9 protein-coding genes and 1 tRNA gene are annotated in these 12,100 nt (G+C 50.9%); 9 read left to right on the top strand and 1 reads right to left on the bottom strand.

Features of this window, described 5'->3' with window-relative positions:
• Positions 1-73: 73 nt before the first annotated feature.
• Positions 74-736, bottom strand: coding sequence for an RlmE family RNA methyltransferase (locus ACQRCJ_RS08630; protein WP_006009191.1), 663 nt, complete (start codon positions 734-736; stop codon positions 74-76).
• A 522-nt stretch (positions 737-1,258) separates the two neighbouring features.
• On the opposite strand from ACQRCJ_RS08630, the gene ACQRCJ_RS08625 reads away from it, so the two are divergent.
• The 9 genes from ACQRCJ_RS08625 to ACQRCJ_RS08585 all read left to right on the top strand — a co-directional run bounded on the left by ACQRCJ_RS08625 (position 1,259) and on the right by ACQRCJ_RS08585 (position 11,994).
• Positions 1,259-1,334, top strand: a tRNA-Ala gene (locus ACQRCJ_RS08625).
• 305 nt (positions 1,335-1,639) lie between these two features.
• Positions 1,640-3,466, top strand: a complete 1,827-nt coding sequence (locus tag ACQRCJ_RS08620) for an ABC transporter ATP-binding protein (RefSeq protein WP_427799640.1) — start codon at positions 1,640-1,642, stop codon at positions 3,464-3,466.
• Complete coding sequence (gene rfbD / locus ACQRCJ_RS08615; protein ID WP_427799639.1) at positions 3,463-4,350, top strand: dTDP-4-dehydrorhamnose reductase; 888 nt, start codon at positions 3,463-3,465, stop codon at positions 4,348-4,350. Before ACQRCJ_RS08620 ends, rfbD begins: the two co-directional genes overlap by 4 nt.
• A gap of 29 nt (positions 4,351-4,379) precedes the next feature.
• Positions 4,380-5,444, top strand: a complete 1,065-nt coding sequence (rfbB, locus tag ACQRCJ_RS08610) for a dTDP-glucose 4,6-dehydratase (protein WP_427799638.1) — start codon at positions 4,380-4,382, stop codon at positions 5,442-5,444.
• A gap of 35 nt (positions 5,445-5,479) precedes the next feature.
• The gene (gene rfbA, locus ACQRCJ_RS08605) at positions 5,480-6,373 is read left to right on the top strand and encodes a glucose-1-phosphate thymidylyltransferase RfbA (protein ID WP_427799637.1); all 894 of its coding nucleotides are present in this window, start codon (positions 5,480-5,482) and stop codon (positions 6,371-6,373) included.
• On the top strand, positions 6,364-6,888 hold the full coding sequence (gene rfbC / locus ACQRCJ_RS08600) for a dTDP-4-dehydrorhamnose 3,5-epimerase (RefSeq protein WP_427799636.1): 525 nt from the start codon (positions 6,364-6,366) through the stop codon (positions 6,886-6,888). Before rfbA ends, rfbC begins: the two co-directional genes overlap by 10 nt.
• The gene (locus tag ACQRCJ_RS08595) at positions 6,881-7,942 is read left to right on the top strand and encodes a rhamnan synthesis F family protein (RefSeq protein ID WP_427799635.1); all 1,062 of its coding nucleotides are present in this window, start codon (positions 6,881-6,883) and stop codon (positions 7,940-7,942) included. Before rfbC ends, ACQRCJ_RS08595 begins: the two co-directional genes overlap by 8 nt.
• A gap of 406 nt (positions 7,943-8,348) precedes the next feature.
• On the top strand, positions 8,349-9,284 hold the full coding sequence (locus tag ACQRCJ_RS08590) for an NAD-dependent epimerase/dehydratase family protein (RefSeq protein WP_427799634.1): 936 nt from the start codon (positions 8,349-8,351) through the stop codon (positions 9,282-9,284).
• Positions 9,285-9,867: 583 nt separating this feature from the next.
• Positions 9,868-11,994, top strand: coding sequence for a rhamnan synthesis F family protein (locus ACQRCJ_RS08585; protein ID WP_427799633.1), 2,127 nt, complete (start codon positions 9,868-9,870; stop codon positions 11,992-11,994).
• Positions 11,995-12,100 lie beyond the last annotated feature (106 nt).

Here is a 12,100-nt window from a genome sequence, read left to right as displayed (position 1 = left end):
CGGGAGCACGCTTCCGGCCCCTCCGGGCGCGCACGCGGATGCAGCGGCCCGGACAGCGGAGGATGGGACGCCCCTAAAGGGCGCCGGGCTCCTGTCCGGTGTCGGCGGCTCCGTCCGTGCCCGCATCCTGTGCGGCAGGACGCGCCTCGGCCTTGAACCCCATGCCCACGAAGAAGGTCTCCTTGCTCTCGGCTCGGGAGCTCTTGGGCTTGAAGGATTTGACGGCCTTGAAGGCGCGACGCATGGGCTGGAGCATCTCCTGGATGTCCGGCCCCATGAAAATCTTGACGATGAAGCTGCCGCCGGGTTTGAGGTGCAGGCGCGCCACTTCCAGGGCCTCGCAGGCCAGCTCGAGCGAACGGGCCTGGTCCGTGAACTTGGTCCCGGTGGTGCGGGGCGCCATGTCGCTCATGACCACGTCGAACGGCCCCATCTCACGCAGGCGGGCTTCAAAGGCATCGGAACGGTTGAACACGTCCTCCTGCATGAAGGTGACCTGCGGCGGAAAGGCGGTCTCCGTGGTCTGGATGTCGCAGCCCAGCACGAGCCCGCGCTGGCCCACCTTTTCGGCAGCACCCAGCGACCACGAGCCCGGAGCCGCGCCCAGATCCAGAACGCGCATCCCCTGGCGGAAGAGCTTGAACTTCGCGTCCAGTTCCTTGAGCTTGTACACGGAACGGGCCGGATAATTCTCGCGCTTGGCCTTGAGAAAATAATGATCTCGATATTCCTTCATAGTGACACCAGCGGGCTTCTATAGCGTTTTTTTTCGCGGTAGCCAAGCCCCACAGGGGCGGCCCGGCCGATTTTTTTCAGGGATGGCGGAAGGAGAGGACCCGGGGATGCCACGGGCTTTGTCCGGCGTGGCGTGAGGGTTGCCGGCCGGAAGACACGGCCCGGGGATGCCCCTGTGTCCTGGCGGGCAGGGCGTTGCTGTGCCGGCCTGCTTCGGAGCGGCCTTGCTTTCCTGCAGGCGTTCCGGGAAAGCTGGAGCTCGCCTGCCTGCATACCAAGGAGAAAACGCTCTGGAAACAACCGGAGCGAGCGGCGGACATGACGACCTACCCATCCTGACGGTCACTGGTGCAAGCATGTCCTCCTGCTTGCCGGAGCCGGATTCGTAGCTGACCGTCCCTTGCATGCCACGGATATCAGGCCCCTCTCTCCTGACCGACGGGCGGCCTGTGCACAAAAAAGACTTGACCGCAGCAGATGAATGGCATACATACCTCGCTACGCCGCGTTGTGGCGTCCATGTGGGGAAGTAGCTCAGCTGGGAGAGCATCGCCTTCGCAAGGCGGGGGTCGGGAGTTCAAGTCTCCTCTTCTCCACCACAAGAATCCAAGGGGTTACGGCGACAAACTGTGCCCCCTTTTTTGTTGGCCGATATTGCTGTATAAGGTACGGGCATTTCCCCGGCATACCTGTCCCCTGGCCAGAACAGTCCGGATTTATTTTATATGTTTTAAAATAGTGGAACATGAACAACGTGATGCAGTAACATCCTTTCCGCATGTGCAGACATCCGTATCACGCTGTATGGAGCAGCATCTCGTGAAGTGTATGGCATCGTGATCCAAAATATTTTTCTGTTCTGCACTTCAACCCTGAATCCTGTTCAGATCGACGCGGGCCGTCCATGGATATTCAAGAAAAACTGCTCATCCGCGATCTTCGCCGTGTCCTGCATGTTTTGCCTTCATGGGTACGCTGGCGTACGTACGTCCTGCTATTCCTCATGTTCGTCCTGGCATTTTTCGAAGTCCTTTCCATCTTCTCCATGTCGCTGATGGCCATGAGCATCGCCGCTCCGCAGGCTATTCTGTCCCACAGGATCGTCCAGGAACTGCTTCAGGCTATTCCGGCGTTGGGGCAGCTCTGCAACGACCTGCGCTATTTCACACTGCTCACTGCCTGTATCGTCGTAGCTTTCGCGGCCATCAAGAACGGCCTCTCTGCCCTTGTTGGCTGGAAAAGCGCAGTCCTGGGTGAAGATATCGCCTTCAGTGCCGGCAGCACCATCATGCGGCACTTCCTGTACAGTGACTACATGGAGCATATGGCCGGCAACAGTGCAGCCATGTTCCAGGCCCTGAGCTGGAAAACAACACTTGGGCAATACGTCGTCAATATCCTTAGCGTCTACACCTACGCAATCACGGCCGTAGCCCTGTTCCTGACGCTCATCTCAGCGACACCGGGTGTCATCCTGCTCTGCCTGTTCATCACAGGTTTGATAACGACGTCCATCTATCGTGGCATGAAGTCGGCAATCGACCGCTCCGGAGCCACCGCTGCCGGCAGCAGCCAGCAGGAAAATACGACGGCCATGGTCGCCATGAACGGTATCCGGGAGATCCTTATCTACCGGCAGCAGCCTGTCTTTTTCAAATCCTACCAGGATGCCTGTCTCAAGGGGAAGAACGCACGGTCGTTCCTGACCGTCGCGCCCCCCATCCCTTCATGGATACTGGAAGTTTGCGGCTTCCTGGTCATTCCCAGCACCATCTGGCTGCTTATTTCTACCGATGATGCCGACATGTCGACCATCGCTGGTGTGATCACGGTCATCATGCTGGCCGCATGGCGTGTACTGCCGCTGTTGAACCGTTCCCTGGGCTGCCTGGTGACCTTGCGAGGCCTGCGCGCCATGGCCATGAACTGCCTTGAGCGTCTGGAAGCTATCCAGAAGCAGGCGCTGCCCTCGTCGCCTGACCCCGATCCCTCATTTCGCTTTGATCGTGAGATCACGCTTGATCAGGCTGATTTTCGCTACCCGGGGGCTACACAGGACAGCCTCTCCAAACTGAGTTTCTCCATCCACAAGGGAGAGCAGCTCGGTATAATAGGGCCTTCCGGTGCCGGCAAGTCAACTCTTGTGGGCCTACTGTGCGGCCTGCTGCCCATGAGCAGTGGCATCTTACGCGTGGACGGCAAGGAACTCTCGCCAGAAGAGCGGGCCGCCTATATCCGCAGCATCGGCTATGTACCGCAATCCCCCTACATCCTGCAGGGGACCGTGGCGGCGAACGTGGCCTTCAGTCAATGGGGCAAACCCTATGACGCGGAAAAGGTGGCCCGGGCCTGCCGCATGGCCGCGCTGGACCTTGTGGAACATGACCCAAGAGGTATAGAGTATCCTATCGGGGAACGGGGTGCGGGGCTTTCCGGCGGGCAGGCGCAGCGTGTCTCCATCGCACGATCCCTGTATGCTGCTCCCGATATCCTGATCCTGGACGAATCCACCAGTGCTCTTGACCTTGGGACAGAAAGTGCCATCATGGAGACCATCGCAGACCTCAAAGGCCAGTTGACCATCATCATCATCGCACATCGGCTGAGCACGGTAGAACACTGTGACAGACTGATCTGGATGGAGCAGGGAAAGATATACCGCATTGGTACGCCTCAGGAGTTGCTGCCTGAATATATGAAATCATTCGAAGCGCAACGGGAACAGCAATGAAGATATTTCTGACAGGCGGTACCGGACAAGTCGGATTTGAATTGCAGCGCAGTCTTGCCCTATGGGGGGATGTCCTGGCACCGGCACGCCATGAGCTCGACCTCTCCGACATGTCTGCAGTGAACCGCTGGCTGGAGATGTATGCCCCGGACTGCATCGTCAATGCCGCCGCCTATACGGCGGTGGACAAGGCGGAAGCTGACATGCAGACAGCCCTGTGCATCAATCGGGATCTGCCGTATGTACTGGCACAGTATGCGGCAAGGCATGCCATACGGATCTTCCACTACTCCACCGATTATGTCTATGACGGCAGCGGCCACGACGCCCGCAGCGAAGAGGCACCAACCGGACCTCTCAATGTCTACGGCCGGAGCAAGCTGGCTGGAGACCAGGCAATCATGGACAGCGGCGCATCCTACGTCATTTTCAGGACCTCCTGGGTCTACGCCGCCCGCGGGAACAATTTTCTCAAGACCATGCTGCGCCTGGCCGGACAGCGTGACCGTTTATCCGTTGTGGCAGATCAGATCGGTGCGCCCACCTCCGCCCGTCTCCTGGCCGATATCACAAACATCGCACTGGCACGGCGGGATATGCCTTCCGGTATCTATCATGCCGTCTGTCGTGGCGAGACGAGCTGGCACGGTTTCGCCTGCCAGATTTTCGATACAGCCCGCGCCATGGGACATGCGCTGCGCCTCAAAAATGATGCTGTGCAGGCCATCACGACAAAAGAGTATGGCGCCCCCGCTCCGCGTCCGCTGAATTCACGCCTGTCTGTGGAAAAACTGGAAAAGACATTGGGGATCAGACTGCCCCACTGGCAGGAAGCCCTCTCTCTGACTATGGCAGAGCTTGCCCTTTCCCCCCTGCAACAATAACCGGCACATCGATGTGCATTAGATGTCCCATGACCAAGACTCTCCTTATCACCGGCGGCGCCGGTTTTATTGGTTCCTGTTATGTCCTCCAGGCCCGGCAACGGGGTGAACGCGTCATCAATCTGGACAAGCTGACCTATGCCGGCAATCCGGAAAATCTGGCGGGACTGGCGAAGGACAAGGACTACATTTTCGTTCAGGGCGATATCGGCAATGCCGAACTCGTGCGTTGGTTGCTACAGACCTATCGTCCTGATGCTGTGTTGAATTTCGCCGCTGAAAGTCATGTCGATCGCTCCATCGTTGATCCTGAAGCTTTCGTACGGACCAACGTTCTGGGAACAGCGATCCTGCTACGGGTCGTCTCGCAATGGTGGAAAGAGCTGGAGATAGATAAAAAACAGGCTTTTCGCTTCCTGCACGTCTCGACAGACGAAGTCTTCGGTACGCTCAGGGAGGGGGATCCCGCCTTTTCGGAAACGACGCCGTACAGCCCCAATAGTCCCTATTCGGCCTCCAAAGCTGCCAGCGATCATCTGGTGCGGGCTTTCCATGAGACCTACGGCCTGCCGGTGCTGCTGACCAACTGTTCCAACAATTATGGCCCGCGTCAGTTCCCGGAAAAATTGATCCCGCTCATGATCCTTAATGCGCTGGAAGGGAAAAAACTGCCTGTCTACGGCACAGGGAGCAATATCCGCGACTGGCTGCATGTAGAAGACCACTGTCAAGCCATCGCCCGCGTCCTGGAAGCCGGCCGTATCGGTGAAAGTTATAATATTGGTGGCCGCTCGGAAAAGACCAACCTGGATGTGGTGTACAGCCTTTGCGCCATACTGGATGAACAGGTCCCCAGCCCTCGTGGAAATTACGCCGAATTGATCACTTTCGTAACGGACAGACCTGGCCATGACTTCCGTTATGCCATCGATTGCAGCAAGATCGAAAAGGAACTAGGCTGGGTCCCGAAACATGATTTCACTTCCGGCCTGCGCGAGACCGTGCGCTGGTATCTGGAACATGGCCAGTGGGTAGAGAACGTACGTAGCGGCGCCTACCAGGACTGGATCACGCGCAATTACGCAGGACGATAAATCTCTTTTCTCAGTCCCCCATCAGGAGAGCACATATGGCTTCATGGAAAGGTATCCTGCTGGCAGGCGGCTCCGGCACCCGCCTGTACCCGCTGACCCTCAGCGTCAGCAAGCAGCTCATGCCCATTTATGACAAGCCCATGATCTATTATCCCCTGGCCACCCTGATGATGGCCGGTATCCGGGATATCTGCCTCATCTCCACACCGGAGCATCTGCCCCTGTACGAAGCTCTGCTCCATGACGGGCAACAGTGGGGCTGCTCCATCACCTATGTGGTACAGCCCCGACCGGAAGGCCTGGCGCAGGCCTTCCTGCTGACCGAGGAACACATAACAGGCTGCAATACCTGCCTGGTACTGGGCGACAATGTCTTTTTCGGCCACGGCCTGCCAGCCCTGACCCATGCGGCCATGGCCCGCGAACAGGGGGCAACCATTTTCGGTTACCATGTCAGCGACCCGCAACGCTATGGCGTCGTCGAGTTCGACAAGGATCGCCGTGTAGTCAGCATCGAGGAAAAGCCGGAACATCCTCGCTCGAATTTTGCCGTGACCGGGTTATATTTTTATGATGCCTCCGTGCTGGACATCGCCCGACAGATACGACCTTCCGCACGCGGCGAGCTGGAGATCACGGATGTCAATAATGCCTACCTGCGCCGGGGGGACCTGCATGTGGAGCTCATGGGGCGTGGCATCGCCTGGCTGGATACCGGGACCCATGATTCCCTTATGGATGCCGGAGCCTTCGTGCAGGCCGTGGAGCAGCGTCAGGGCCTGAAGATCGCCTGTCTGGAAGAGATCGCCTGGCGCAATGGCTGGATATCGTCTGATGATGTGCGTACTCTGGCCAAGCCACTGGCTAAAACAGCGTACGGTCAATACCTGCGAGAACTTGTGGATACGGGGATAGGACAATGGAAGTAGTGCGGACCCACATCGACGGTGTGCTGCTCATCAAACCCAAAGTCTGGGGCGATGCCCGCGGCTATTTCGTGGAGACCTGGCAACAGGAACGCTATGCCGAGATCGGCATCGACCTGCCCTTCGTGCAGGACAACCACTCCCGTTCCTCTTATGGCGTACTGCGTGGCCTGCACTTCCAAAAAACCCGGCCGCAGGGCAAGCTGGTCTCTGTCTCTCTGGGCAGCGTCTTTGACGTGGCGGTGGATATTCGCCGTGATTCGCCCACGTTTGGCCAGTGGTACGGTGTGGAACTGACCCAGGAAAACCAGTGGCAACTTTGGATCGCACCAGGCCTGGCCCACGGTTTTGTAGTCACCAGCGAGATCGCCCACTTCCATTACAAATGCACGGACTATTACTGCCCCTGGGATGAAGGCTCCTACCGCTGGGATGATCCGACCTTCAAGGTGGCGTGGCCTGTAGAGAATCCTGTATTGTCTGAAAAAGATGCCAAGGCAGATTTCTGGAATGAATAAAAACATCTCATGGTATATAGAGCGTTTTTTTCATGAACTACGAACTCAGGGAGTCAAAAGCGCGCTCTATAAAAGCTACAATTGTTGTGGTAATAAAATCTTTTCACACCTTGATTTTTCTGCCCCTAAATCCCGGCGTATATCCCTTTTACGCACTCTCTCTATTTTCCCTTCCCAAGCTTGCCGGAAAGCACACTGCCTTATTGGCCACTATCTGGAAGAACCATGCTCACTGAATGGCGCATATACCATCCCATACGGAAATGAGAAGAATTTTGCTAACAGTGAAGTGGCTCTATTAGCTCATTGGGATCCTGAAAATATCGTCGACCCCTATGTCCTGTACATGGCACGCCATCTCAAACAGCTAGGGAAACAAGTCATCCTTTGCTCTGCTGCTCCGCTGACAACCCTACCGCAAGAGACTGATATTTTCGATGCTATTGTCTGTCGGACCTGTGCAGGCTATGATTTCACCAGCTGGAAAGCTGCTTTTGAAGCCTTCCCCTCACTCTATGAAGCCAAAGAAGTCACACTCTGCAATGATAGTGTATTTGCGCCTATTGGATCTTATGCACCTGTCTACCAAACGATGGCTTCCATTCCCTGCGACTTCTGGGGTATGACTTTTTCGTATGAAGTCATGCCTCATATGCAGAGTTTTTATCTAGTTCTCAGGAAAAAGGCTTTACAGCACCCCGCTTTTAAAAAATTTATTTTAGCCGTTGCAGCTGATAACAATAGAGATATAGCTGTTGGCTATGAAGTTAGGTTTTCCCTTTGGCTCGAACTCCATGGTCTACACGCCGGCTGTTATCGCCCTTACAACCTGTATACAAAGATTGCAGCTAATCCAACATTTCGATGGGAAAAAATTCTTCGAGAGGGCATCCCTCTCCTGAAACGAGAATTATTTAAAGCCCCAAAACGTATTTCTGTACTCTCTGCCTGGCAAGGGGAAGTAGAAAAATATCACTACCCTGCCGAGCTTATCAGAGATTATTTCCAGCGGATTGGCTTGAACATTTCTTCCGCCCTCTGTCCCGGGAAATGAAGCGCGACATGGCCTCCCAGTGTTTCTGTCCGTTGCACGCCCTTGCAATTACCTCAAGAAGAATCACAAGAAAAAGCACTGCGGACTGCCGTCCTTCCTATGAAAGGAACAGATATCTCGAAGATGCAATTAATACAAGTTCAAAAAAATAAAAACATACAGAAAAAAATATTAACAACAATAAATTTTAGAAAAAAATCACGAGCATTATATCTTGAGTTATATAATGACAGATAAAGATATTAACTTGTTAGAAATAAAGTGTTAATCCAATCTAAAAATATTGAGATAGCAAATATCAAAATTGAACATTTTATCATGTTTTATATTAAAAGGAGCTAAAAATACATCTTTCTTAGTTGCACCGCAACAAATTTATGTTTGAATCTCTAATTAAGGAGCGACAGTGAAAATTATCGTTACAGGCGCTTCTGGGCGTATCGGAGAAGCTCTGATAAAATATCTCTTGCGTCACACTGACTTTAACCTAGTTCTGAACTACAGAAAAGAGACTTCTGTTCCTCTGGAAGCTACTTCGAACAAACGCTGCGACATCGTCATAGGTGATATTGAAGAGTGTGAGACAATAACGTCTATTTTTGCTACGCAAGCGCCTGTTCTTATTCATCTCGCATCAGAAATCAATAGATCTGAACCAGAAAAATCTTGGTTTGATTCATTAGTAAATCAAACCCAATCAACAGTGAGTATTATAGATTATCTGAAGAGCTACCGATATCCGTGTCACATCATTTTCCCTTCCAGCGGAGGTACTGTCTATTACGGGAACCAGAAAACTCCATATAGAGAAAACTTCCCTGTTACCGGATGCTCACCTTATGCAATACATAAAATTCTAATTGAAAACTATTTAAAATTACTCTCATCATATAATAGCAATATAACTTGCAATGTATTGCGGATTTCAAATCCGTACGGCATGAACGCTAGATATAAAAAGAAGCAAGGATTTATTGACATATTGATAGACAAAGCAAAGAATAATCTTCCGATAGATATCTGGTCAAGCCTCGATACGATCAGAGACTATATCTATATTGATGACCTCAACGATGCTATATTAAAATCAATACATCATATTGACAAATTTCAGATTTTTAATATAGGAAGTGGAGTCGGTAGTTCTTTGTCTGAAGTCATAGCATGCGTCGAAACAGCATCAAGAAAAAAAGTCAATTTTATAACTAAATGGGATGAGAATAATATTTTTTATCCTAGATATAATGTCTTAGACATATCAAAAGCAAAAAATATTTTATGCTGGACACCAAAATATGATCTTGCTAGCGGAATAAATGCTATTCTGCAACAAAAATTATGATTATATCATGCTACAAAACTCTACATGGCTAATTTCGAACCGTTAGAATGCTATAGATACCAGATTCACCTGACAAATGTTGAACTGGATGCCAGCTAGGTGATGCTGAGTCATTCCAGAATCAAGGCCTAGCTCTATTTCAACAGCAATCGAGCTCTGGCAGAATCTCCAAGAAACACAGAGCGACATCATGTTGTATCGCATCATCGCTGCCTTTTGCCTCCTCCCTGCATCCTTCATCATCTTTGGACGAGAATGGTTCTCCTTCTTGCACTCAGACCCTTGGTATTTTTTTCGCAAAATCATGAAGGAGGGTCCCCAGCGTATCAGGAAAGGCAGCGGACTTTTCAACCTACTTGTCTACTATCCCATGCGGGCAGGCATTGAGATCATGCACAGTAGGGACCTCAAGAGTGTACTATGCGCCTTTTGGCGGGTCTACCGACAGCCAATACATCATCAGTTCGGCCTCCACACCAATACGACCTCCTCCCGCAACTCATCGTGGAATTTATCTCCAGCCGCCGCAAAGGAACAGGAACCAGTTATCCCCAGGCAGCTGACTTACGGAGACTTACGCTGCTTGGACAAGACTAAGGAAACATGTGTCATTGTTTCCCATGATGCATCTCAAAGCGGCTGTCCCATTCTTTGCTGGGATATTGCCAATAAACTAGCGGAACAGTACAATATTATTTTTGTAATCCTCGGTGATGGCCCAATTTTGAAGCAATTTATCGATATAGCAAACTATACCATTTCTATTCCTTCAAAATATAGACATAATAACAAAAAAATAAATAAAATATTAAATTCTAAACTCAATTCATTAAATATTTCCTTTGCTCTGGTTAATTCTATAGAATCTAGAGATGCTCTTCCCTATTTTCTTCAAAACTTCATTCCCAGCATCATATGTGTTCATGAATTTTCCGTAGAGTTTGGTGAAGATGCCTTCATCAAGGCCTTTCACTGGGCAAACAGAGTCATATTTTCGACAAAAATCGTGCTAAATGAAGTTTTACGCAGGCTTGGAACCCAGCATATAACCCTTCCCTATTATCCCCAGGGCATATCAGAATTTTCTAAAAAAATTCCGGCATCCTCTCCAACGGAAGAACATCTTTTTGAAAGACTGCGTGAGTACAAGCAATACGGTGGTAGCATCGTTCTCGGCATCGGTACTATAGAAGGTAGAAAAGGCGTTGATCTCTTCATTTCCGCCGCCGGGACAATTATGGAACTTCTACCCAAGGAAAAAATTAGATTCATTTGGGTCGGAGGACAAAGGGAACCGATCCTCGACTGTAATCTGACTCGCGCACAGCTAGAAATTGTGGATCCAAATGATAATATAGAATTCGTTGGACCTATCTCCAATTTGAATATCATGTATGAATTTGCCGACGTATTTCTTCTGTCGTCACGCCTCGACCCTCTGCCTAGCGTCCTGATGGGAGCTGCAGAAAAAGGATGTCCGGTTGTGTGTTTCGATAAGGCTTCCGGCTATCCTGAATTTTTCAAAAATACGGAGCTTCATGACCATTGTGTCGCTCCATACCTCGATACAGCAGACATGGCCCGTAAGGCCGCCGCGTTCCTGAGTGACACGGAACTTGCAACCACCGTAGGCAGACAACTGCAAAACTTTTTCAAGACCCATTTCAGTATGGACACCTATGTTGGCCATCTGCTGCATGAAATCAATATCGCCCGGACATACTGTGCAGAAGAACAGAAACTCTGGGAAGAAATCCGAGATAAAAAACTGAAATACAAGTCTATCTTGCTTGATTCTCTAGAAAATTTTCTCTGGTATATCCATGCGTTGCGGATTGGCTTCGCAACGGTCAAACTGCTGCCAGGAGTCCATGTGGCCATGCTAGCACAGAACAAGCATATTTCTGAAGTCGATGCCTTACGTGAGGTCATCAACGGAAATATATCTACCTATCCCGCCATCGATGGCAAAGCCATGCCCTCCCGCAGATATGACTGTCGAGCAGCACTTCATATCCACGCATTCTATCTAGATGTATTTGACGACATATGCAGACGGATAACCTATAATGAGACCATTCCCAAGATCTTTATTTCCACTTCGAAGGACAAAATGAACGAGTGTGCCGCTATTCTCAGTCAACACGGGCTTGATGGCATCATAAAAGCCACTCCCAATAAAGGACGGGACATAGGACCAATGCTTACGCTATTTGCCGATGAATTGAACAGCTATGAAATTATCGGCCATGTCCATACCAAAAAATCCGTCGGATGCGATGAGCAGGTTATTCAGAAGTGGTATGACTGTTTAATGTCAAATCTTCTGGGTACAGACCAAGATGCCATGATGGACAAATGCCTCACCTATCTTTATGACCATCCGGAATGCGGACTAATTTTCCCCGATGATCCCAACACCTTGGGATGGACAAATAATTTCCCCTATGCCGAAAAGCTTATGTCTCAAATGGATATTCCATTTTCGGGCCGTAAGCATTTTGTCTTTCCCGTCGGAACCATGTTCTGGGCTCGTTCAAAGGCTCTACGCAAGCTTTTTGAACTTCATCTTACATGGAGTGACTATCCCGAGGAACCTCTTCCTTACGATGGAACCATGCTCCATGCCATCGAAAGACTACTTCCCTTCGTTACTGAAGATGCCGGCTACACCTTTGTGACTACCTTTTTGGAAGATCACTCTAGATAATGGGAGTAAGTATCCCGAAAAAACTCTTGCTATCTCTCATCTTTTAGACAATTGGATATAATAACTAAATAACTCTGCCTCTATAAGGGCAGCAGATGCTCCTCTA

Source organism: Desulfovibrio sp. SGI.102 (assembly GCF_050314315.1).
Taxonomy (GTDB): Bacteria; Desulfobacterota; Desulfovibrionia; order Desulfovibrionales; family Desulfovibrionaceae; genus Desulfovibrio.
The sequence above is the reverse complement of the archived record's forward strand: the minus strand, read 5'-3'. Positions and strand labels throughout refer to the sequence as shown.